At 66.9% G+C, this 25729-nt stretch carries 1 protein-coding gene (only partly in view); it reads right to left on the bottom strand.

Translation table 11 applies throughout. The features are described 5' to 3' along the window. A protein-coding gene (locus QZ656_RS06675; RefSeq protein WP_291992682.1) for an Ig-like domain-containing protein crosses the window boundary here: on the bottom strand, window positions 1–25729 show its 5' portion. It extends 11036 nt beyond the left edge of the window; 25729 of the gene's 36765 nt are visible here — the first part of the coding sequence; it begins with the start codon at window positions 25727–25729; its stop codon lies beyond the left edge, outside the window.

The following is a 25729-nucleotide window of genomic DNA, read 5'->3' as shown; positions in this document are numbered from 1 at the left end:
GTCGCAAGACACGCTCGGCGAAGTCGATACGCGTCAAGGCCGCGTTGCTGATCATCACGGCGATGCTCTGGATCGTCTGGCCGAAGCCGTCGTCAGCACGGATGGTGAAATCGGCCGTACCGACGAAACCCATCTCGGGCGCAAAGATCACCGAACGACCGTCACCCGAAAGCCGCGCCGCGCCGTGGTTGGCGCCGACGATCGAGAAAAAGCTGCGGTCGCCTTCCGGATCGCTGACGAAGCTCGCTACCGGCGCGCTGACGTCCAGATCCGCGTGCGTGCTGACCGTGCCGGCGACCACCAGCGGCGCCCGATTGGGCGTAAAACCGGTGTTCTGCATCAGCAACTGCAGGTCGAGGCTATCGATCACGCCGTTGCCGTCGGCGTCGAGCGCCAGCGCGTAGCCGACGTCGCCGCTATGCAAGCCGGCGGCGGCAGCGATCAGCTGCGCGTCGCTGCCGTCGGCCTTGCCGTCACGGTTGGCGTCGCCGGCGACGAACAGCGATAGCTGGTAGCTGCCAGCGCTCGCCGCGCCGACGTCGATCAACTTGAGTCCGGCGCGATCGAGTTTGTAAAGCGCGAAGGCACGCTGGCCCTGCACGGACGAAGCCACCGGGGCAAGTCCCGGCAAGACCGGCAGCAGCGGCAGCAGGCCACCACTGCCCTCGACGACCAGCCCCAGGTAGACCGAGCCGCTGGCCGTCGACGCCAGTTCGGAGTCGCGCAGCGTGAACGCGAAGCGGGCCTTCTCGCCGGCGGCGAGATTGCCGGCGACCGGCGCCGCCAGATAGCCGATCGACGAACCGAGGTCGGCGGTGATCGCCTGCTCGACAACGCCGGAGCCACCCATGTCACCGTAAGTGAACACGCTGCCGCCACCAGCACTGGCGAGCATCGCCAGGCGTCCGAGCGCGCCCTCCTCGTAGCCGTAGCGCTGCGAGCGCGCCGCTTCGAGATCGCGAACGGCAAGCAGGCGACCCGACGCGTCGTAATCGTAAAGGAACTGGCGGCCGTCGTCGGCGACGACGCGTTCGATGAAACCATCGGCGTTGAGCGAAAACTGCACGCGTTGGCCGTTGCTGGCGACGATACCGCTATCGCTGAGCAGCAAACGAACGCCGTCGTTAAAGGCGATCTCGCGCACTTCGCCGTCGCCGATGCTGTAGCGCGTGCCGTCGGGAGCGACCAGGACGTAGTCGGTGCCGGTGGCGTTGGCCGGGTTGTAGCCGCGGCCGCTGAGCAGCTCGAAATAGCTGCTGCCGGCGCGCTGCAACAGCGTCGCCGGCGCCTCCAGCGACCAGCCGCTGGCGTCGCCAACGAAGGCCGGCAGATACCAGGTCTGACCCGGAATCGAGTGCTTTTGCGGCGCGAAGCTGAAAGCCATGCGCCGGCCATCGGGCAGCGTCACGAAAACGCGCTGGCCATCGGCAAAGGTGCCGAGCACGCCGGCCGTCTCACGGCCGGTCAGCGACGCGTCGGTCTGCAGATCGACGTCGCGGAAAGCCAGCCGCCAGCCCTCGCCAAAGCTGCCCGGAATCGAGCGCGCCAGCGAATCGTAGTGGCGCGCGAAGGAGAGATCGTGACCGCCGACGGTGAGCACGAAGTCGGTCTCCGAGCGCAGCAGTTGCGGCTGCTTGCTCGCCGAATCGACCTCGATGGTGATGCTCGCCTCGCCACGGCGACCGCCCAGGTCGACGACCCGCAGGCGCAACGAATAGAAGCCGTTGGCCAGGCCGCTCGGATCGAGCTGCAGGAAAGCCGCGCCATCGACGGCGCTGTCGCCGTTGGCCAGCAGCGAAAAGTGCTCGTCGCCGTAGCGGGCGATTTCCAGCGTCCACGTGTCGACGTTGTCGTCGCCGGTGCTGCCGATCAGCGCGCTCGTCGCGGCGATCCGGGCAAACGCCAGCTGACTGGCGAAGGCCGGTGTCGGCGCGCGCTTGTCGAGCGGATCGCGGACGCGGATCAGCGACGTGCTGCTGCCGACGAAACCGTCTACGTCGGCCGCTTCGGCGCGCAGCGCGATCTTGCCGACCGCGCTGGTGGTCAACAGCGCCCGCCCGTCCGCGTCGAGCGGCAACTCGACGTCGTCGGCGAAAAGTCGCAGGCCGGCGATCGCACCGAAGCTTTCGGCGATCACATGCACCAGCACTTGCTGGCCCGGGATGACCGGGAAGCTCGGCGTGTTCTCGATGATCACGCTCGGCGTTGGCGGGGTCAGCGCGGCGCGAAGCAGCAGCGGCAGCGTCGTGCTCGCCAGACCATCGGAGACCTGCGCCATGATCAGGTAGTCGCCCGCCTGGCCAGCGCCCGGAGTCCATTGCAGCAGCCCGGTCACCGCGTCGAGCGTCGCGCCTTCGGGCAGACCGCTGGCGCTGTAGCTGAGCTGCGAACCCTGATCGGCGTCCTGGCCGACGATCTGGAAGCGCAGCGGCCGGCCGAGCAGCGCCGCGTGATTGGCGACGATCAGCTGCGGCGCCCGGTTGACGTTGGCGATCGCCACGCTGACCGTCGTCTCGCTGCTCGCGCCCTGCGGGTCGCGGGCCGAGAAGCTGAAGCTGTAATCGCCGGCTTGTTCGTAGCTCGGCGTCCAGCGGAACTCGCCGCTACGCGCGTCGAAGCGCGAACCCGCCGGCAGCGGCGTCAGCGCGCTGAACACCACCGGGTCGCCGTCGACGTCACCGACGACCAGCTGGAACTGCAGCTGCACGCCCTCGCGGCCACTCTGCGGCAGCAGCGCAACGACGATCGGCGCCTGGTTGCTGTTCTGTACCGAAAGACCAACGGTCTCGCTGCTCGCGGCGCTGCCATCGCTGACCGAGAAGCGCACATCCGGGTAGTCGCCGGCGCTGAAGAGATGCGGCGTCCAGCTGAGGACGCCATTGACGGTATCGAAGCGCGCGCCCGCCGGCAGATTGGCGACCGCGTAGCTGAGCGCGTCGCCGTCGGCGTCGAAGGCCGCCAGTTGCCGGCTGAAAGCCTGGCCCTCGAGCAGCGTCAGGTTGCCGACCGGCGCCAGGACCGGCGCGCTGTTGCTGTTGCGGACCTTGACACGGACCACCTGCGACGCCTTGTTCGGCGCCGTCGCGCCGTTGTTGCCGTTGTCGCTGACTTCGAAACGGACATCAAAGCTCTGGCCGAGGCTGGCCGTGGTCGGCGTCCATTCGACCAGCGCCCGGCCGTAGGTCGGCAGCGGCGTGATGCTCATCCCGGCCGGCGCGTTCAGCATCGCGAAGCTGAGCGAATCCTGATCGAGATCGCTGGCGTCGATGGTGAAGCTCAGGCGCTGGCCGACCAGCGCCAGCTTGTCGCCGAGTGGCGCCAGCAGCGGCGCTTCGGACGCCGACAGCGCGCTGAGGATGAAGCGCCGGGTAAACGACTGCGCCAACCGTGCGCCGCCGCCGCCGTCGTCGTCGGTCGCAGTGAGTGCGATCTCGTAGTCGCCGCGATCACCCGAATGCGGTGCGAAGATGAACTTGCCGCTGCCGTCGCCCTTATCGACGAAACTGGCGAAAGCCGGCAAGCCGCTGACGGCGAGCGTCAGCGCATTACCGTCGGCGTCGCTGGCGCTCACCGGCAGCTCGAAAACGCTGTCGCGCTGGACGCTCTGCGGCACGATCTCGGCAACTTCTGGCGCGCGGTTGGCGTTGCGGATGCTGATCGGTACGACGATCTCGGAAGTCAGCGGCGCGCCGCCGCCGTCGCCGTCGTCGGTGGCGGTGAAGCGCAGGCGGTAGTCGCCGGCCTGGCTGAAATCGGGAGTCCAGTTGAACATCGCCGTCAGCGGATCGAAGCGGGCGCCGGCCGGCAGACCGCTGACGACGTAGCTGACGCTGGCGTCGGAACCTTCCTGGATGGTCAGCGTGCCGCTGCTCTGCCGATCCTGCGGGACAAAACCGGGATTGTCGGGATCGAAGGCGAAGGCGCGGAAGCTCAGCGCCTGCCCCTCGAAGCTGATCCACGAACCGAGTTCGTCGAATCGCGGCGCGGCGTTGACGTTCAGGACGTGCACGCGCAGCTCGGTCTCGGTCGACTTGCCGCCATCGCTGGCACCGAGCTTGAGCAGGTAATCGCCGGCCTGCGTGAATACGGAGGTCCATTCGAAGACGCCGGTATTGGGATCGAGATACGCGCCGACCGGCAGGATGTTGGCAAAGAAGTGGAGTTTCTGCCCGTCTACGTCGCTAGCCTGCAGCTGCAGGCGTAGCGAATCGCCTTCGCGGATCGTCCGTTCGGCGAGCGGCTTGACTTCGGGCGGCGCGTTGTCGGGTTTGACGAGCAGCGTGAACGAGCGCGTCACCGAGGTCTTGCCGTCGCTGACCACCAGTTCGATATTGTTGTAGGTGCCGGCGGACTGGTAATCGGGCGTCCATACCAGTGCCTTCAATTCGGGATCGAAAACGGCTCCCGGCGGCAAGTTGTTGGCGAAGTACTGCAGGAAGTCCTCGTCGGGATCCTGCGCCGAGAGACCGACCAGCAGCGACTGGCCTTCCTGGCCCTCGATCTCGCTCGGCAGTTCCGAGACCACCGGCGGCCGGTTGGCGCCGGCGACGTCGATGACAAAGGCCTGGGTGTCGAAACCGCCGCGCGTGTCGTAGACGCGCAGCAGCAGCGACGCGCTGGCCGGAGCGAGCACCATCGGCAGCCAGCTGACAACGCCGCTGTGGCTATCGAGCTGCAGGCCGCTCGGGCCATCGAGCAGCAGGTAGGCCAGCGCGCTGCCGTCGGGGTCGACGGCCAGCGCCTGGTAGCTGTACGCCTGGCCGACGGCAGCGACGCTCGGCGGCGTCGACGTGAAGCTCGGCCGCTGGTTGGCATACGGCACGGCGTAGATGCCATGGCCGACGCCAATCTGCTGCGCCGCGCCGTTGCTGATCGAGACGCTGAAGGTCGCCAGCGACGCGCCGGCCTGCAGCTTGCCGTTCGGCAGCTTGCCCGAGAGGTCGATATACCACAGGCTGCCGGCGCCCTGCGGCGCAATGCCGCCAAGCGGCCGGCCCTGGAAATAGCGCGCCGGATCGATGACCAGCGACGCCGGCAGCAGCAGGTCGTAGTCGGCCTCGTTGCTGACCGTGACGTCGTAGGAAACGATACCGCTGCCGCGGTCGAGGCGGACGCGATCGAAGTCGAGGCGGATCACCGACGAGAAATCCTGGGCAGCGACGAAGCTCGAGATGAACGCCGATCCGAGCGCCATGCCGGCGCTGCTGCCGACGCTGCCGAGGACGCGCAGGTCGTAGAGGTCGGCTTCCAGGTCGCTGACCGCCAGCGTGACGGTACGCGCCGCTGCGTCGTAGCTGACGCCGCTGATCGTCGCCAGGCCGCCGTTCTGGCGGACGACCTGGTAGTTCAGCGGATTGAGCACCGAGGCCGAAGCCGGCCCGGCAAACATGTCCTGGTCGAAAGTGATCGTCAACTCGGACAAGGGCAGCAGCACCACCGCCCGGTTGGGTGGGTTGCTGGCGATCACCTGCGGCGCGACGATCGGACTGATGACGTCGACCTGCTGCGACTGGCCGAGCAGGACGCGACCGTCGCGGGTCGCCACCACGGCCTCACCGCGCGAGCCGCCGCGAGCAATCTCGACGCTGCGCAGCGTCGCCAGATCGATCATCGTCAGCGCCGAGCCGACTTCGCCGTGCGTGGCGTTGCTCGAAACGAACAACAGCCCCGCCAGGCGCGTGCCGGCCTGGCCAAAGGCCAGCGAGTCGACTTCGCCGTCGAGGCGCACCATGACCGTCGCGCGGCCACGCTGGTCAAAGCTGACGACGTCGCCACGCGCCGGCCACGAGGTCGCCCACAGCGTCTCGTCGGCGGCAAAAGCGAGGTCGTCGACGCGCCGGTCGCTGAAATGCCGGAACTTGCCACTGCTTGGGTCAAAAATTTCGACGCCGTCGCCCGACGAAACGTAGATCTCGCCGGTCGACGGCTTGATCGCCAGCGCCTGCGTGATGCCGGTGCCAAAGCGCGCCAGGATTTCGCCGCTGTCAGCAGCCAGGCGCAGCAGCGCGCCACCGCCGGTGGTCGCCCACAGCTGCCCCTGGTCGTCGAGCGCCAGGTCGAAGATCGGTTCGTCGAGTTCGACGAAAGGCTGCAGCGCGCGACCGCCATCGTGCGCGATGCGATACAGCCAGCCGCGGTTCGGGCCACCGCTGACGATCGCCGAACCATCGGGCATCTCGACGATCGCCAGCGGACCGATCGCCGCGTGGCTTTCGACGAAGTCGGTGGCCCACGACTGCGCGGTAAACGGCCGGATGGTCGCGGTGAACACGGGCAGCCTGGCGAGCGGCGTCGCCGCCGGAATCTGCTGCTGCGCGGCGACGAACAGCGGATTGGTCGGCGGCAGCACTGGCGCTGGCGGCGGCGGCAGATCCTGCGAGCTCTGGCCGAAGCTCGGCAGGCCGCCAAGCTGGGCGCCCGAGCCGTCGTCGGGCGCCTGCACGCCACCCGGCGGACGTTCGCGATTGCCGGCCAGGTCGGTCGCCAGCGCCAGGAATTCGTAGCGGTGACCGGCGACGCCGGCGTAGATATCAAAGGTATCGGTGCTCTGCCGCTTCCAGATCCGGAAATCGCCGCCGTCGCTGGCGACATAGACCGTGACGTGCGCGACGCCCGAACCGCCGTCTTCGTCGACGGCGCTCCAGCGCACCTCATAGTCGGCGCCACCGCTCTGCACCGGCGTCGCGGTCAGTGTCGTCAGCGGCGCAGCGCTATCGAGCGTCTGCAGCAGTTGCTGCGTTTCCTGCGGCGCGATGGCGTTGAAGCGAACCACTGCTTTGGCCTTGATCTGCGTTCCCGAGGCGAGACCGTCCCTGGCCTGCACGCTATAGCCGAGCTGGCCGACGCCACGACCGTCGGCGGCGTTGGGCAGCAGCAGGCCACGCGTCGCATCCACCAGCACCTCGCCGGTGTCCGGGTCGATGGCCTGGAAGACCCACGAAGCGGTGTTCGTGCTGGGGTCGATTCCCGCCGAGACGCGCAGGATGAAACCTTTTGAATTGCGCAGGTCGAAGTCGCCCTGGAACAGCGCCCGGCCGGTCGGAATGTGCACGGTCAGGTCGGCGAGCTTGATGTCGCCGAGGCGGAAGGTGCTCGGATCGAGCGCCGGGTCGAGTTCGCTGACGACGCGGATCTCGGTCACCGAGGTCGCCGCCGCCGACGGATTCTCGAACTTGATGGTGTACGGCAGCGCCTGCCCGACCGGCACGAACTGATCGACGCCGTAGCCCTGCGGACCGGCGATCGATGCCAGCTGGCTGTCGCCGATCGCTTGCTCGTAGAGGCGCGAGAAATCGAGCGCAGTCAGTTCGTTGGACGCCGCGACCGAGGCATAGTCGGGCAAGGCAATCGTCGCCGCCGATGCACCGTCCTTGCTGAAGCCGACGTAGGGGACGAAGATGTTGAAGGTCTGGAAGTAGGTCGGATGCGAAAGACCGAGGTCGTAGTCGTCGAATACCGGCAAGGCCGGAACCGGAATCACCCCTTCAAGGCAATCGCTCTCGCGCGGCTCGAAGTGGTCGATGAGCGCCTTGCTCCCCGGTACGTCGCCGTACCACTCCTTGATCTTGGCGAAGAAGTCGGCGAGGTCACCGGTCGTGCGGATCTGCGCACCGGCCGGACCGACCAGGACGCCGCTCGCCAGGGTACTCACCAGGCTCATGACCTTGATGTCCTGGCGGATCGGCGGCGCCTGGTCGACCGGCCGCAGGATACCCACCTGTTCGAGCGCCGCCAGGTAGGCCTGGCTCCAGGTCGTCGCATCGGCGGCGAGGACGCGCAGCGCAATCGCCGCCCGCTTTTCGGCCAGCGACGTCTCGTCGCTACGCGTGTCGGCGATCTGCGCGCTGAGATCGGCGTCGGCGAGAATTGCCGCGCGCAGCTTGAGCGCCTCGGCGGTCTGGTCGGCGACGAACTCGTCACGAGTCATCGCCGTCGCCGCGCCGACGACGTTGAAGCGGTAGGGAATGAAGGGGATTACGCACTTGTCGGGCAGGCCTTCTTCCGAGCCAGCCAGCAGCCACAGATCCCAGAATTCGGGCAGCACCGTGATCAGCGACTGCGGGCCGCCGGCGAGCGCCTGAATCGGCTCCAGGTCGGGGTACATCTCGTACAGGCCAAGACGCAACGCTTCCCAGTTGAGCGTCGCCAGCGCTTTCAGCAGCGGGTAGGTCTGGACGTTGAAAGTGGCGCCGACGTAGCCGCCGGCGATGACGTCGTAGGCGTAGCCCGACGACAGGATCTGGCCATTGGTATTGGTCGCCGAATCGAGGCTCGCCCACGGCACGTCGCCGAGGTCGGCGCCGCTCTCGGGCTGGCCGCGCAGGTTGTTGTAATACTTGAGGAAGGGCAGATCGTAGACGTAGCTGTTGGCGCCCATCTCGGGAACGCCGAAGCTGAAGCGCACGTAGGGCGTGTCGACATTGGTCAGGCTCTGCAGCGCGACGCCGTAGGTGCCGGTCTCGCCAGCGGCGAGCACGCGCGGACCGCCGAGGCCGATGGTCACGTCGGTTTCGAGGGCGCGCTCGATCAGGAAGCGGTAAGCGACCACCGCCTGAGCGCCGTTCGGGTTGATCACCTTGAGGTCGTAGAGACCGAGCGGCGCGTCGCGGAAATCGAAGGTCGCGCGAATCCACGTCGAATCGATGACGTCCCACTTGACGGGTTCGTACTCGGCGACGCCCGGCCGCACCAGTTTGAGGATCGCGTTGTCGGCGAATTTTGCGCCACGCACGTCGATCGTCACCCAGCGGCTGTCGCCGCCCTGGTCGACCTGCACGCCGGTGATCGCGAAAGGCACGACTTCGGCGAGCAGCTTGACCTGCGCGTTCGCCTTCGGTTCGCTGTGACCACGAATCAGTACGTAGTAATCGCCCGGCTTGCTAAACGGAATGACCGCCGTCTGGTTGGCCTGCAGCGGGTTCTCGTAGGTCGCGTCGTAGTTGAAGCCGTCGGGAACGTCGCCGTAACGAACGAAGATCTCGTTGGCGGCGTCGTGGTCGGCAGCGCTCAGGCTCAGCCTGAGCGTCTCGCCCGCACCGATGGTGAGCTTGTAGACGCGGCTCTGGCCGGTCGACAGGGTGGTGCTCAGCGCGACGCCGAGATGCAGTTCGTCGACGGCGACGCTGAGGACGTTCGCCGAGGTGCTGAAGTTGTTGGCTTCGCCGGCCGCCCGGTAGGGGCCTTCGAAGACTTCGTTGTAGATGTCGGGGCGGACGATGAGGCGATACTGGCCGATCCTGATCGGCGGCACCAGCGCGTCGAGGATCGCCGTGTAGCTGTCGTTCTCGGCGAGCACGCCACTGTGCGCGACCTTGCCGAGCAAGCGGTCGCCGATGTCCCAGAGGTTATCGTCGGAGAGATAGACGGCGTCGCTCCAGGCAGCCGAAGTGGCGTTGCTGCTGTGGTTGGCAACGGTCCACTCGACGTGCAGGGTTTCGCCGGCCGAGCCGCTGCCGGAAAAGATAATCGCGTCGACCTGGACGTCGGCCGGCGGCGGCAGTTCGAAGATCGACGGCGGCGAACTCGGCGTCGCGTTGTTGCGCTCGAAGCCACCCTCGAAAACCTTGCCGCGACTACTACCACGAGCCGGATCGGCGACGACGAAGACGTAGTACGCACCACTGATGTCGAGCGGTGCGCGCAGCGTCTTGCTGACCGTGTAGGAGTCGCCCTTTTTCAGGCCGTCAACGTGCTCGACGGTCAGCAGGTAGCGGTCGCTGTCGAGGTCGAGCAAGGCGTCGCGCGACAGGTAGATCAGGTCGTCCCAGCTCTTCTGCTCGGGCAGCGTGTCGGCGCCACCAAGGTTGCCGACGGTATAGGTGACGGTGAACTCGTTGCCGACGGTGATGTGATTCGGCGCGCTTACCGCGGTGACCTGCAGGTCGGCGAGCGGCGCCGCGGTCACCAGCAGCGAGGCGACGGTGATGTTGTTGCCCTCACCGCGGAATTCCGGAACGGCGTCGCTGTTGGCGTCGATGCCGACGCCGCGATACTCGGGAACGATGTTGCTGTTCCACCACGCCAGACGGCTGTCGGCTTCCGAATCGGTGAAGGCCAGCAGGCTGAAGGCACCGGCGATGCCGTCGGGCAAGCTGACGGTCGCCGTACCGGTATAGCTGTCGCCGGCGTTCAGTATGCCGTAGTGACGCGCCTCGGCGACCTGCAGGTCGAAGGTGTCGAGCGAATCGTCGCGTGACAGGAACAGCCGGTCCCACCAGCCATTCTCGCGAGTGTCGCGGTTGCCGATGTTGGTCACCGTGTAATTGACGGTGAGCGTGCTGCCCGACTGCCCGCCGCCGACCGGCACCAGCAGCGCCGTGACTTTCAGGTCGGGTTCGCGGTAGGTGACGGCGATGCTGCCGACGCCGCGGTTGTTGTCCTGGCCGCCAACGCCTTCGTACGCCGAAGTCGGGTAGTAGCCATCGCGAAAATACGCATTGTCGCCAGCATCGGCCTCGCCGGCCGGGTAGCGCGGGTCGTAGCGGTTGGCGTCGGTGATCACGTAAATGTAGAAGTTGCCGCCGATACCGCGCGGCAGCGTCACCTCGGCGCTCTCGGTGTAACTCGCGCCGGCTGCCAGGCCAGCCGCGTTGCTGTGCACGAAGCTGCCGAGGTTGCTCGCCCGCTCGGGCAGGAAGACCGGGTCGGGCGACAGATAGACGCTGTCCAGCCAATAGCGAGTACCTTCCCAGAGCGCGCCGCCGAAGTTCTTGACGGTCCAGCTGATGGTCGTCTTCTCGCCCGAAAAGTTCTCGCCCGGCGCGGCGATGGTCAGCACCTGCAGGTCGGCCGGCGCCGGCACGACGCTGCTGTCCTGGACGCGGGTGTTGTTCTCTTCGTCGGTCTCGACAACGTCGTAGGGCTTTCCCTTGTAGACGTTGTAATCGGTATAGGCGATCAGGTACTGGCCGGCGGCTGCCGGGTTTAGCGCAAAGCTGCTGCTCTGCGTATAGCTGGCGCCCGGCGCCGCACCGCCGTCGTGCGTCACCGCGCCGAGATACCACTGCCTGGCGCCGGGCGCGTTGAGCGTCGGCTGGTCGGACAGCCAGAAGACGTCGTTCCAGCTGCCGGCGGCTTCACCGGCGCCGGCGTTGACGACACTCCAGGTGACGTTCAGCGGCGCGCCGGTCGAGGCTTGCGGCGACGCGGCGAGAGCGCTGATCCGCAGGTCCGGCGGCGGCGGCGCAAAACCGCCGATGACGTCGATCGCGCGCGCCTTGTAGTTGTTGTTGTCGAGCTCGTTGATGTCGTCGGGGTTGAGGTTGCTGGCCAGCGTGTCCTCGAGGATGACGTCGTAGGAGTCGCTCCAGACGGTGATGTAGTAGGTTCCCGAGACGACGTGCGCCGGCAGGGCGACCTGCGTGACGACGTCGTAGCTGCCACCGACCGCCAGCGCGCCCTGGTGCTGCAGCGCGCCGAGCAGGATGGCGCTGTTGCCGCTGGCGTTGGGCCGCGTCTTGTCGCGCGACAGCCAGATGGTGTCGGTCCAGTTTTCGCCGGCGGTGGTGCCGCTGCCGCGGTTGGCGACGCTGTAGCGGACCTCGATGTTGGCGCCTTCGACGGCCTGCGCCGGCGCGACGACGCCGCCGGCAACGAGGTCGGCGAGCGGGTACGGTTCGACGAACAGCGGCACGGCGGCAATATTGTTGGCGTCGTTGGGGTACTCGTCGACCGAGCCACTGCCGTCAGCCTGGACGATCAGGAAAACGTCGCCGCGGAAACGGATCGGGATCTGCACGCTGCCGCTTTCGGTCGCGTACTGCTCGCCGGGATTGAGCGCCGCACCATTGTCGTAAGAGCCGATCAGCAGGTCGTCGCCGCTGAGCTTGTTATCGAGCGACAGGTAGACGCGATCCTGCCAGCGCGGCGTCGTCGTCGGCACACTACCCTGGTTGATGATCGAGAAGCGTAGCGATACCGTCGCGCCGGCCGAGGCGCGCGCCGGTGCGACGACGTTGGCCACCTGCAGGTCGGAGCGCGGCAGCAGCGCGACCTGCAGTACCTGGTCGTCGGCGGCGCTGTTGTTGGCGGCGGCGGCGCCGTACTCGTACACCTGCCGGCTGGAATTGGTCAGCACCAGCAGCTGATAGACGCCCTCGGTGCGCGCTGGCAGGCGGAAGCGCTCGGTGCGCGTGTAGGAAATACCGGCTTCGAGGCCGCCGGCATCGTAGGTGAAGCTGCCGAGGAAGATCCCGGGGTCGTTGGGCTGGCCGACCTTGCGCATCGAGACGACGTCGGTCCACGCGCCTTCGGCCCTGGCCAGCCCCTGGTTGCTGACCGTCCAGCGAACGTCGATGGTGTCGCCTTCGGACGCTGTCGCCGGCGTCTCGATGTCGGTCACCTGCAGGTCCGGCGAGTCCGACAGTGCGACTTCAAGCGGCCCGGCAACGCGGCTGTTGTTGTCGGTGTACACAAACTCGAAGGGACCCGAGCTGCGCACGCGCACGTAGTACTTGCCCGACAGCCCGTTGGGGATCGTCACTTCCTGGGTGCGGCTGTAGCTGTCACCGGCGGCGAGCACGCCGAGGTGCGTGAACACACCGAGCACGGCGACGACCTGCGTGCCGGCCGCATCCGAAGTGAGGACCAGCTCGTCGTTCCAGCCCGGGATGTCGGTCGGGCCGATGCCGACGTTGCTGACCTGCCACGAAACCTCGACAGCGCGACCCGAACGCGCAGTCGCCGGCACACTCGCCTGGCTGACGACCAGGTCGGCGTTTGGTATGCGCATGACGTCGAAGAGGCGCGCCGGCTCGCCGGCATTGTCGGTCTTGAGGCCGTTCTCGAAGACCGTGTTGGCGGCGTCGCTGCGCACGAAGAAGTGATAGCGCCCCTGCAAGTACGCCGGCAACAGGAAGGTTTCGGAGCGCGTGTAGCTGTCGCCGACGGCGAGCGCGCCGACGTGCTCGTAGCTGGCGACGACGCGGTCGTCGCCGTTGCCGACGATGCTGTCGGTGGACACCAGCAGGGTGTCGGTCCACTGCGTCGTCTGGCCGACGCCGGTGCCGTCGTTGCCGACGGTCCAGCTGACGGTGATCTGCGCCGGGTCGCCGACGACCACCTCGGGTGCCGGCGCATAGGGCACGCTGGCGTCGGCGCTGACGGCGCTGACGACGAGGTTGGCGTAGGGCGCCAGGTTAGCGGTAAACGGCGTCGCGCCGACGTTGTTGTCCTCGGCGCCAACCTCGTGCACCTGCCCGAGCGCGTCGCCATAGACCAGCAGGAAGTAGTCGCCGCTGGCTGCCAGTGGCAGCTTCACCTGCAGTTGCGCGTCGTAGCTGGCGCCGGCGACGAGCGGCCCGCTGTGCGCCAGTTCGCCGAGCAGCGTGTCATCGACGCCGAGCGTCGCGTCGCGCGACAGGTAGACGCGATCGGTCCACGCGCCGAGCGCGTCGCTGCTGCCGGCGTTGCCCATTTTCCACGAAACGATGATCGCCTCGCTGGACAGCGCACCGGCCGGCGCGCTGACCGACAGCGGCTGCAGATCGGGATGGACGACGCGCAGCGTCGCCGTTGCGACGCTACTGTTGTTGCCCTCCTGGTCGCCTTCGAAAACGCTATCGCCGACGTCGCTGCTGACGACGATGTAATAATCGCCGTCGGCGACGTCGGGCAGCGTGATCTCGGCGCTGTTCGTGTAGCTGGCCAGCGCCGCCAGCTCGCTGCTGTGCGCCACGGTCGCCAGCAGTTGCGCGCCGCCGAGACTGCCGTCGGCGCTGAGGTAAACGCGGTCGCTCCAGCTGCCACGCGCAGCACCGCTGCCGCTGTTGACGACGGTCCACGCGACGGTCCGCGTCTGACCCGGCGCGCCCGCACCTGGCACGATGATCTCGCTGACGGCGAGATCGGCCAGCGTCGGCGCCAATACCAGGACCGCTGCCTGGCTGGCGGTGACGTTGTTGGCGTCGAAAATGCTCTCGAAGACCTGGCTGGCGGCGTCTGTTTTGACCAGGATGCGGTAGTCGCCGATGACGCCGAAGGGCAGGAAGACATTGCTCAGGCCGCTGTAGCTCTCGCCAACTGCCAGCCCGCCGCTGTGCAGGATCTGCGCCAGCAGCGCGTCGCCAGAGTCAAGAACGGCGTCGCTCGACAGGTAGATGCTGTCTTTCCATTGCGTCACGTCGGTCGGCCGATCGCCGGCGTTGCGCACGCGCCAGCTGACTGGCGTCGCTTCGCCGCTACGCGCACTGGCCGGCGCCGCGACGACTTCGACCTGCAGGTCGGCGTGCGGCGTCGACAAGTCGATCGTCGCCGTCGCGGTGTTGTTGGCGCGCGTGTCGGGTTCGCTGAGCTCGCCGAGCGCGTCGACGACGACCGCGACGCGGAAAGTGCCGTCCAGACGCTCGGGAACGAGCAGCTGCCGGCTCTGCTGATACGCGGCGCCGGGCGCCAGCACGCCGTAGTGGCCGACGCTGGCCAGCGTCAGGTCATCGGCGTTGCCGATCACGTCGTCAGCGCTGAGAACGATGCGGTCGCTCCACTGCGCGCCGCTGGCGATCGACCCCTGGTTGAGCACCGCCCACTCGACACTGATGGTCTCGCCGCCGCGGCCGCTGGCGGGTGCGCGCAAGCTGCTCACCGCTACGTCGGCGTACGGTCTGGCCGCCGCGGTGAACGCCAGGCGGGCGCTGTTGTTGCTCTCACCGCTGCCGCCAGCGGCGGTATATTCGACCAGGCTGCCCTGACCGGCGGCGTTCTCGTCGACACGCAGCTCGATCTCGATCTGGCCGCTGCCGCGCAGGCCCTCGGGCAACTGGAAGGTGTACGAACGCGCGACGCTGGCGCCGGCGGCCAGCGCGCCGTTGCCGATCAGCGTGATGTTGTAGGGCAGACCGACGTCGAGCAGCGTTTCGTTGCTGCTCAGGTTGCGCACAATCAGCCGGTCGTGCCAGCTCGCCGGCGTGGCGATCAGACCGTCGTTGCGGTCATCCCAGAAGACGGTGAGGGCATCGCCAGCGCTTACCGTGGGCGCTTCGACGCGCAGCCTCTCGACCAGCAGGTCGGGCGCCGAGGCGACGACCAGCAGCGCCGCGTTGTTGGTTTCCGCGGTGTCGCTGGAGTTGCTCTCGAATAGCTCGCCATCGTCGTCGGTGCTGACCAGGAATTCGAACTGGCCGCTGCCGCCAGCGCCGGCCGGCCAGCTGAAAGTGAAGCGGCGCTCGATCGCAGCGCCGGCGGCGAGCGCGCCATCGACCGCCGGCAGATAGCGGCTGCTGGTGTTGAGCAAGATCGCACCGGTGCTCAGATTGCGCACCCGGATGCGGTCGTTCCAGGCGTCGTTGACGCCGACGCTGCCGCTGTTGTTCACCCGCCAGCTGACGGTGACGCTGCTGCCCGCCGCCCAGCCGCTGCTCGGCGCCACCGCGAGGCTATCGACCTGCAGGTCGGGATACGGCGTAGACGCGGCCAGCGCGGTCAGGCTGGCGCCATTGTTCAGCTCGCCGATGCCGGGTTCGGCGACGACGTTGGTGACGTCGGCAGCGACTTCGAAACGCAGATTGCCGGCACCGCTGTTGCCGGGCGGCAGGCTGACCGTCACCTGCCGCGAACGACTGGCGCCGACGGCCAGCGGAACGGCAGCGGCAGCGCCGAGGTCGCTGTAATCGACCAGCACATTGACCACCAGCTCGCCACCACGATCCATGTTGCGCACCAGGAGGCGATCCTTCCACGGCGCATCGGCGGGCAGCGTGCCGCTGTTGCTCACTTGCCAACTGACCAGCACCTGGCCGCCGGCGGTGAGGCCGCCGCCGACCGGCGTCAGTGCCAGATTCTCGACCTGGAGGTCCGGACCCGGCTCGCTGCCAAGACCCGAGATGATGATCTTCTGCGCGATCGGCGATGGCGAGACGTTGAGCGTGTAGTTCGACGTGCCGCTCTCGTGGTAGCGGCCCTCGACGAGCAGGGTGTACAAACCGTCGAATTCGAGCGTCGTGACGTCGACGTCGTTGTAGTAGAAGTGCGTCGGCCCCCAGACCGTGTTGCCCCAGGGGTCGAGCAAACGCCACTCGGTATAGTAGGCGCCGCTGAAGCTGACGCGGTCGAAGTAGAAGCGGTCGCCAGCGGCGGCATTGAAGCGGTAGATATTGGTCGAATTGGCCGGGTTGAGCTGGCTGCTGACCGGCGTACCCGGCGTGATCAGCTGTCCTGCGGCGAGGTCGAGCAGGCGCAGGGCGTAGGCGCCGGTGGTTTCACCGCTGCCGTCGATGGTCAGCGTGTAGTCGCCCGGCAGCAGGTTCAACAGCGACAGGCCATGCACGCCGTCGGTGGCGCCGAAGGAGCGGTTCGACACCTCGACGCCACGCGGGCCGCTGAGAGTCCACGAAAAGTTGGTGTTGTTGGTCAGGACGTCGACGTAGACCTGCCTGGCCTCGGTGAGCGTGAAGGTATGCAGGCCGCGCTGACCGACGCTGTCGATCGAACCGGCGACCTCGCTGTCGAGCGTCATCGGCGTGACGTGATCGATCACCGGCTGGACGTTGATGGTGTAGGTCGACGTCGCCGCGTCCTCGTGGTAGCGGCCTTCGACCAGCAGGGTGTAGCGGCCGCTGCGCGGCAGCGTCGTCACGTCGACGTCGTTGTAGTACATGTGGGTGGGGCCCCACAGGGTGTTGCCGGCGGGGTCGAGCAACTGCCAGTCGGTGTAATAACCGCCGCTGAAGCTGACGCGATCGAAGTAGAAGCGCTCGCCGGCGAGCGCGTCGAACCAGTAGACGTCGGTCTCGTTGCCGGGCGTCAGCGTTCGGTCGAGCAGCGGCGTGCCGGGGACGATCTGCATCCCCGCCGCCAGATCGAGCAGACGGAAGGCGTAGGCGCCGGTAGTATCGCCGCTGCCGTCGATGATCAGCGTGTAGCTGCCCGGCGCGAGATCCATGATCGAGCGCCCGTTGGCGCCGTCGGTGGCGGCGAACGAGCGGTTCGATACCACCGTGCCGCGCGGCCCGCTCAGGGTCCAGCTGAGTTGGCTGGTGTTGGTCAGGACGTCGAAGTAGACGCGGCGTGACTCACCGCCAGCGATCTCGAAGCTGAAGCTGTCGACCTCGCCCGGCTTGCTCAGCTCGGCGTCGACACGGTCGCCGACGACGATCGGCGTGCTGACGCTATTGGCGATGCGACGCGCGTTGATCGTGTAGTTCGACGCCGTATCCTCGTGATAGCGCCCCTCGAGCAGCAGATAGTAGGTCCCCGAGTACGGCAGCGTCGTCAGGTCGACGTCGTTGGCGTACATGTGCGTCGGCCCCCACAACGGCCGGCCGAAGGGATCGATCAAGCGCCAGTCGGTGTAGTAGCCGCCGCTGAAGCTGACGCGATCGAAATAGAAACGCTCGCCGGCGAGCGCATCGAAGCGGTAGATGTCGGTCTCGTTGCCGGGGCTGAGCGTGCCGCTGGTGTCGGTATCCGGCGTCAGTATTTCGCCCTGATCCATGTCGATCAGCTTGAAGCTGTAGGCGCCGGTGCTGCCGAAAACCGACAGCACATAGTCGCCGGCCGCCAGATCGATCAGCGACAGGCCCTGGTAGGCATCCGACGCGGTGAAGCTGCGGCCGGCAACGAGCGTGCCGCGCGGCCCGCTCAAACTCCAGCGCAGATTACTGTTGTTGGTCAGCGAGTCAAAGTAGCTGCGCGTCGTGCCGGCGACGCTGAAACGGTAGCGATCGACCTCGCCGCTGGCCGACAGCGTGCCGCTGACCGGTGCGCTGCCCAGCGTCCGGAGCGGCAGGTCCTCGGCGGTACCGGCAACGACGGCGACATGGATGTTGTCGAGATCGTTGTCGGCGCGCCAGCCGCCGTTGCGTGCGCCAAAGGCCATGCGGCCGTCGTAGGCCTGCATGCCGCTGATGAAATAGTCCTCGACCACCGCCAGCTCGTTGCCGCCATTGGGCGTCAGGTAAACGGAAACCCTGCTGCCGCCGGTGACCGCGGTGATGACGACACGCGCGTGCTGGAAATCGCCGCTGTCGAGGCGGAAGCCGGAGACGGCGAACTCGGCGTACTTGCTGCCGTCGAAATGCAGCGAGACGTGGTTGTCGCTGACCTCGCCGTTGTTCACCGGGTCGAGGCCGACGCCGAAGCTGCCGGCCAGGTTGACCTCTTCGCCAAACTGCGGTGCCGGACCGCTGTTGCCCCAGGTGTCCGCGTTCAACCAGGCGAAGCCGATGCCGTCGCCCTGATTGCTGACCTTGCCGATCCGGAAGTCGAAATCGACAGTCACCGTCGCCGGGATGACGCCGATGCCGGCGTTGGTGAAGCCAATCGTGTTGTAACCGGTGACGCTGCCCGGCAGCAAGCGCAGGAAGTTGCCCGACTGCCCGCCGGGGAGCACCACCGGCACCGAGTTACTGAAGCTGGCGGCACCCCACGGTAGGCCGGCAAGGTCAAAATCCTGACTGCTGTGAGCGCCGGTATCCGGCAGCGCGGTGTCGGCGATCCTGAAACTGTAATCAAAGACCTTGCTCTCGCTGACGCGCCCTTCGAGCAGCAGGTAGTAGGTGCCGCTGAAGGGCATCGTCAGCGTGCCGGCGTCGGCAAAGTTGCTGGGCCCGAAAATGAGCCCCGAATACGGGTCGAGCAGACGCCAGTAGGCGCTGTTGCTGCTCTCGCTGAGCATCTCGAAAGCCAGACGGTCGCGGGCCTTGGCGACGAAGCTGAAGACATCTGTCTGGTTGCCCGGTTGCAGGCTGCCGCTGACGTCGGTGCCAAGGGCGATGGCGCTGGCCGCCGAGAGGTCGAGCAGCCGGAAGGCGAAAGCGCCGGTGGCGTCACCGACGCCGTCGACGACCAGCGTGTAATCGCCGGCGATCAGATCGAGAAGCGGGCTACCGCCGAGATCGGCCGAGTCGGACTTGTTGAACGCCCGGCCGGCGACGACGTTGCCGCGCGGTCCGCTCAGCGACCAGTTGAGGCTGGCGTCGTCGGTCCGCGAATCAAAATAGACGACCTTGTCGCTGCTCAGGCTGAAGGTATGGGCCTGCCGCTGGCCGGCGTTGGCGATACTGCCGACGACATCGGAATCGAGCACGAGCGCGCTGGCGCCGTCGTTGGCCGGCTGCACCTTGAGCGTGTACGACGAACTGCTGCCGCCCCAGTGGTTGCGTCCCTCGATCAGCAGCGTATAGGTGCCAACGAAAGGTAGCGTCGTCTCGACGTCGTTGCTGTTCGGGTTGTTGACCGCGCTCGGGCCGAAGACCGTGGCGCCCCACGGGTCGAGCAGTCGCCAGTAGGCGTCGGCTCCGCTGCGGGCGATGGCGTCGAAGAACCAGCGCTGATCGGCAACGCTCACTTCGAAGCGATAGGCGTCGGTGCGCCGCGCCGGGTAGAGGCCACCGACGACGATCGTTCCCGGCGTCAGGACCTCGGCATCGCTGAGGTCGAGCAGGCGGAAAGCGAAGGACCCGGTGGTCTCGTCGAGCGGGTCTACGGTCAGCGTGTAGTCGCCGGCGGCGAGATTGAAGAACGACGAGCCATCGTGCGAATCGCTCTGGCTGAACGCGCGGTTGCCGACCAGCTGGCCATTCGGGCCGGCCAGCGACCAGCGCATCGTCGAGGCGTTGGTCAGCGAATCGAAGTACAGCAGCGTCGGCGCCGCCAGGCTGAAGCTGTGGTTCACTGCCTGCCCCGGCTGCTCGACGCGACCCAGCACGATGCCGTCGGCGAGCGCCCTGAGCAGCCCCGGATTGCCGTCGCCAGAGAGGTCGCCGAGTGTCTCGCCGCTGCCCTCGTCGGCCTTCAGATAGAGTACCAGGCCGGCCTCGGCGCCGCTCAGCGGCGCATCCTTGGCGGCCTGGATCTGCGCCTGGCTACGCGCGCCATTCCAGATTCGTACCTCGTCCAGCGCGCCGGCAAAGACGTTGCTGTCGGCGGACTCGTAAAGCCCGCCGCCGAGCAGCAGCGGCTGCTCGTAGGCCGTCGAAGGCGTGCTGCCGATGTCGTCGCGGCCAGCCGCCTGCTCGCCGTTGACGTAAATTCGCAGACTGCCGGTGGCGCGGTCGATGGTCCCGGCGACGTGCGTCCAGACGCCGGCCTGGACCAGGCCGGCAGCGGTGCTGGAGTAGCGCGTATCGGAGCCGAAGAGCAGCGAGCCATCGCTGTTCAACCACATGGCGTAGCTTCTCTGTCGCCAGTCGCTGCTGGCGTCGCCCTTGTAGAAGATCGGCTGCCAGGTGTTGGTGGCGTGGTCGAGCTTTATCCAGGCCTCGAGCGTCAGGCTACCGGTGAGGTCGATGCTGCTGCTGTTGGCTACTTCCAGGTACTGGAAACCGTTGAGTTCAATGCCACCTGCCAGCTGGCCATCAAGCCAGTTCGCCGCCATTCCCGAGGCGACGCCGGGCACGATCGCCAGCGTCTGGTCGACCACCGTAGCGACGCGCAAGCCATAGCTGGAACTGCCAGCGCCGGCGTCGCGGCGGCCCTCGATCAGCAGCGTGTACACCCCGGCAAACGGCAAGGTCTGCAACTGCACGTCGTCGTTGGGCATGTAGTTGGGGCCCCAGAGCGTGCGGCCCCAGGGGTCGAGCAGGCGCCAGAAAGGCGAACCGCCGCTGCTCGCGGTGACGTCGAAGTACAGCCGCTCGCCGGCATTGGCGCTGAACTGGTAGACGTCGGTCTGGTTGGCCGGCGTCAACAGGCCAGTGACCGGGGTGTCGCGAGGCAGCGTCTCGGCGCCGGCGAGGTCGAGCAGACGGAAGCCATAATCGCCGGTGGCGTCGCCAACGCCGTCGATACGCAGCGTATAGTCGCCGGCGACCAGGTCGACGACGCTCAAGCCGTTCTGCGAATCGCTGTTCTGGAACGAGCGATCGGCAAGCAGCGTGCCGCGCGGCCCGCTCAAGGTCCAGCGGAGCTGGTTGTTGTCGGTCAGCGAGTCGAAATACAGCCGCGTACTTTCAGTGAGCGTGAAGCGGTAGTAGTCCTGCTGCCCGAAATCGATGCGACCGGCGACGACGCCGGGGGTGCTCGCCCAGGGATGGACGATCTGCCCGGTATTGCCGCGGCCGCTGCCGTCGGCGAGAGTCGTGCCGCTGGTTTCGTCAGCCTTCAGGTACATCAACAGGCCGGCCTCATCGCCGAGCAGCGTGCGGTCCTTGTTGTCGGCGATCTGCTGGGCGCTGCGCACACCGTTCCACAGGCGGACATCGTCGACCGCGCCCTGGAACACCGGGTAATTTTCCAGGTTGCTGCCGATCAGCAAGGGGTTGGCATTCGAACTCGCGGCAGTCCTGGCAAGAGCGCCGCTGGCGGCCTCGACGCCGTCCAGGTAGATCTTCATCACGCCGTCCGCACTGTCGCGGTCGAGCACCACGGCGACGTGCTGCCACTGACCAAGGACGACGCTGCCAGCGGCGGTGTTGACGTAATTGTTGGCGTTGTTGCCGGTCGACAGGTGCAGGTAACCCGCCGAATTGAGCCACAGCGTGTAGGTCCGCTGGTTGCTGTTGCCGTTGCCCTTGTAGAACAGCGCCTGCCAGGTACCGGCATAGGCGTCGACCTTGAACCACGCTTCGAGAGTCAGCGACCCGGTCGCGTCGAGGTCGCCATTATTGGCGACCTCTGCGTAGCGCAGGCCGTTGACATTCAGCGCGCCGCCGACCTGACCTTCGCTGCTGAATTGGTCGATCCCGTAGCTGACGCCAGGAACGATGTCCACGACGTCGTCGCTAATCTCCAGCAGCTTGAAGCTGTAATCGATTGTCGCGCTGTATTGCGTCTGCCAGATGCGGCCCTCGACGATCAGCGTGTAGGCACCGCTTTGCTCGAGCGTGAAGATATCGACGTCGTTGAGGTTGGTCGGGCCGAAGAGCTGCCGACCGTCGGGATCGAACAGACGCCAGGTCAGGCGGTCGGCGCCGCTACTCAGCGTCTGGCGGTCGATGTAGTAGCGCGTGCCGGCGCTGGCGTTGAAGGTATAGACGTCGGTTTCATTGGCCGGATCAAGCTCGCCGGCGACGACGCTGTTGCTGGTGAATGCCGTCGCGGCGGCGACGTCGAGCAGCCTGAAGCTGAAGTCGCCGGTCTGGTCGCCCTGCGCGTCGAGCGTCAGCGTGTAGTCGCCGGCGATCAGGTCGAGCAGCGGACTGGTCGCGCCGAGTTCGTGCGATTCGGAGCCGTAGAAGCGGCGATTGCTGATCTCGGCGCCGCGTGGCCCGCTCAGCGTCCAGTAGATATCGGGATTGGTGTTGTTCGGCGTCAAGCCGTCGAAGAGCAACCGGCGCGCGTCGCTGAGCGTGAAGCTATAGCTGGCGCGCTGGCCGGGCGCGCTGAAGCTGCCGCTGACGGCCTGCCCCAGCGTCAGGCTGGCGCTGATATCGACGACCCTGTGCATGTTGAAGCTGTAGGCGTTGCTCGGCGCGCTGTTGCCGACGCGGCCTTCGACCAGCAGGTAATACGTTCCGGACAGCGCAAAGGCGCTCATCTCCTGGTCTTCGGGCCAAACGTAGCCACCCCAGACCTGCTTGCCCTGCGGGTCGATCAGGCGGTAGGTGGTGTTGTAGTAGTCGCCGTAGCTGACCCGGTCAAAGTAGTAGCGCTCACCGGCGACGACGTCGAAGCGGTAGAAATCGCTGACGCGGGCGCTGCTCAGGCTGTCGCTGACCGCCGTTCCGGGGATCAAGGCGGCGGCCTCCTTGGCGACATCCACCAGTCGGAAGCTGTAAGCGCCGCTGCTATCGCCGACGCCGTCGAGGGTCAGCGTGTAGTCGCCGGCGGCCAGCCGCAGCAGCGGGTTGCTCTGGCCCAGTTCGTACGAATCAGAGTTTTGCAGGTTGCGACTCAGGAGGTAGCCGTCGGGACCGCGCAGTGTCCACGCGACGTTGGCCTTGCTCAGGCTGTCGAAATAGAGCAAGGTCTCGTCGGCCAGCGCGAAGGTATAGCGGTCCTGCTGACCGGTATGCGCGATGTTGCCGTCGACCGTGTCGCCGATGCTCAGCGCGCTCTCTGGGTCATCGACGACTGGCTGGACGTTGAAGCTGTAGTCGAAGCGGGCGATCGAATCGCTGGTCCAGACGCGCCCCTCGATCAGCAGCGTGTAGACGCCGGCAAACTCGAGCGTGCTGACGTCGACGTCGTCGTAGAAGTTCGCCGGCCCCCAGACCTGGCGGCCGTAGGGGTCGAGCAAGCGCCAGCTGACCCAACCCGAGTAGGCCGGGCTGAACGCCTGGCGGTCGAAGAAGACGCGGTCGCCAGCGTTGGCGGTGAAGCGATAGACGTCGGTTTCGTTGGCCGGATTCAGGCTCGCGCTGACCGGTGTGCCGGGCGTCAGCGTCGTGCCGTCGGCCAGGTTCAGGACGCGGAAACTGTAATTGCCGGTGGTGTTGCCGCTAGCCCAGACGCGCAGCTGATAGCGCCCGGCGAGCGGCACGTCGATCACCGGGTTGCCGTTGCCGAATTCGTAGGACTCCGAGTAATAGGTGCTGCGATCGGCGATCTCGGTACCGCGCGGGCCGAGCAGCGACCAGTGGAACTCGCCGCTGTTGCTGGGCGCGAAGCTGTCGAAGTAGAGCTGCGTTGGCCCGGCGACGTCGAACACGTAATCGTCGACCTCGCCAACGGCAGCGACGGTGCCGGCAACGGTGGCGCCCAGGGTGATCGCCGTTCCGGTCAGCGCGGCGACCGGCGCATTGCCCTGGAGGGCGATCTTGAAGCTGTAATCGATGTCGCCGCTTTCCCAGCTGCGACCTTCGAGCAGCAGGTAGTAGGTACCGCCAAGGCGCAGACTGGTACTCGCCCGGTCGGCAAAAGGCTCGGGCGCGAAGACCTGGAAACCGGTCTCGTCGAGCAGCCGCCAGTACGGGCTGCCGCCACTGAGCGCGATGCGGTCGAACTCCACCTGATCGCCAGCGCTGGCGGTGAACTTGTAGACGCGAGTCAGGCCTCCCGGAGCGAGCGTGCCGCTGACGTCGCTGTCGTAGACAACGACGCTGCTCGCCGTCGCCACGTTCAGCAGGCGGAAGGCGTAAGCGCCCGTCTTGTCGAGATTGCCGTCGACGCTCAGCGTATAGGTCCCGGCGGGTAGATCCAGCAGCGGCTTGCCACTGTACTCGGCCGAGTCCGAGTACACGAAGCTGCGCCCGACGACCTCGCTGCCGCGCGGCCCGGACAGGCTCCAGTTGAAGTTGTTGTCGTCGGTCAGCGAGTCGAACAGCAGCGGCGCCGGCGCCGCCAGCGTGAAGGTGTAGGCCTGCCGCTGACCGGCATGATCGAGATTGCCGTCGACCCGTGAATCGAGCAGCAGCGGCGCGCTGCTGTCGACGACGCGCTGCAGTTTGAACTGGTAGCCGCTGGAGTTGGTGTTGTAGATGCGGCCTTCCAGCGCCAGCACGTAATCGCCGTCGTAAGCCGCGGTGAACACCTCGACGTCGCTGCTGAACGCCTGCGGCCCGTAGATCAGGCCGCCCTTGGGATCGAAGATACGCAGCGAGCAGTTGTCGCCGGACAGCCCCTGACTGTCAAAGAAGAAACGCTCACCAACAGCGGCCGAGAACTTGTAGAGCCGTGTCTCGGTGGCCGGTTCATTGCTCGGCGGGCCACCGTTGGCACCGGCGTCGGCCAGCGTACCGCTGATCGTCGTGTTCACCGCAATTGCCTGTGCAGCGGCCAGGTCGAGCAAGCGGAATGCATAGTCGCCGACGCGATCGCCCTCGCCATCGACGGTCAGCGTGTAATCGCCGGCGCGCAACAGAATGCCGTTGTTGCCGGCCAACTCGTACGAGTCCGAATACTGGAAACGACGATCGGCGACGACCGTGCCATTCGGTCCGCTGAGCGACCACAGCATGTTGTAGTCGGCGGTCAGCGAGTCGAAAACAAGGCGCGTGTCGGCGGCCAGAGTGAAACTGTGGATGGCCCGCTGGCCGGCCTGCGCGATGCGACCGGCAACCAGCGCCGCCAGGGCCATCGGCTGCGGCAGCGGGTCGTCGACCACGGCGACGTTGAAGCTGTAGCTGGCGCTACCGGTGGTGTAGGCACGGCCCTCGATGAGCAGCGTGTAGCTGCCGTCCACGGGCAGTGTCACTTCGCCCAGATCATTGCCCATCTGCGTGCGATCAACGACGGTGCGGCCGTAGGGATCGAGCAGTCGCCAGTAGATGTCGCCGCTATTCGACAAGCGGTCGATGAAGAAGCGCTGACCGGCGGCGACGCTGAAGCGGTAGGCGTCGGTTTCGTTGGCCGGATCGAGTTGGCCGCTGACCGTCGAGCCGAGCGTCAGCTCCTGCGCCTGCGCGATGTCGATCAGTCGGAAGCTGTACGTGCCGGTGCTGTCGGCGACAGCATCGACGCTGAGCGTGTAATCGCCCGCGGCCAGTTCGAGCGCGACGTCGCCGCCGCGCTCGTAGGAATCCGAAGCGTCGAAGCCGCGATCGCTGACGACCGCGCCACGCGGCCCGGCGAGCGACCAGCGCATGCTGGCGTCGTTGGTCAGCGAATCGAAGACGACGCGAACCGTTTCGTTGAGCGTGAAACCGTAGCGATCGGTCTCGCCGGCGACGTCGATCGAGCCGTCGATCTGGGTGACCGGGATGCTCGGCGCGCCGTCGAGCAGAATGCGCGGTTCGAGCGCCTCGAAGCGCAGGCGCTCGGCAGGCATGGTCGGCTCTGCAGCCGGTCGCCGGAAGGCCTTGGCCAGAAAACCGCTCAACCAGGCCAGGCCGCGGCGAGTCCGCAGCGGGTTTCTCGGCGCCGTATTGCTCCGGCGAGGCGACGGTGGTGAGGCTTCCGGACGCGCTTTGCTATCCAT

It is taken from the genome of Candidatus Accumulibacter sp. ACC003, assembly GCF_907163085.1.
GTDB lineage: Bacteria > Pseudomonadota > Gammaproteobacteria > Burkholderiales > Rhodocyclaceae > Accumulibacter.
The sequence above is the reverse complement of the archived record's forward strand: the minus strand, read 5'-3'. Positions and strand labels throughout refer to the sequence as shown.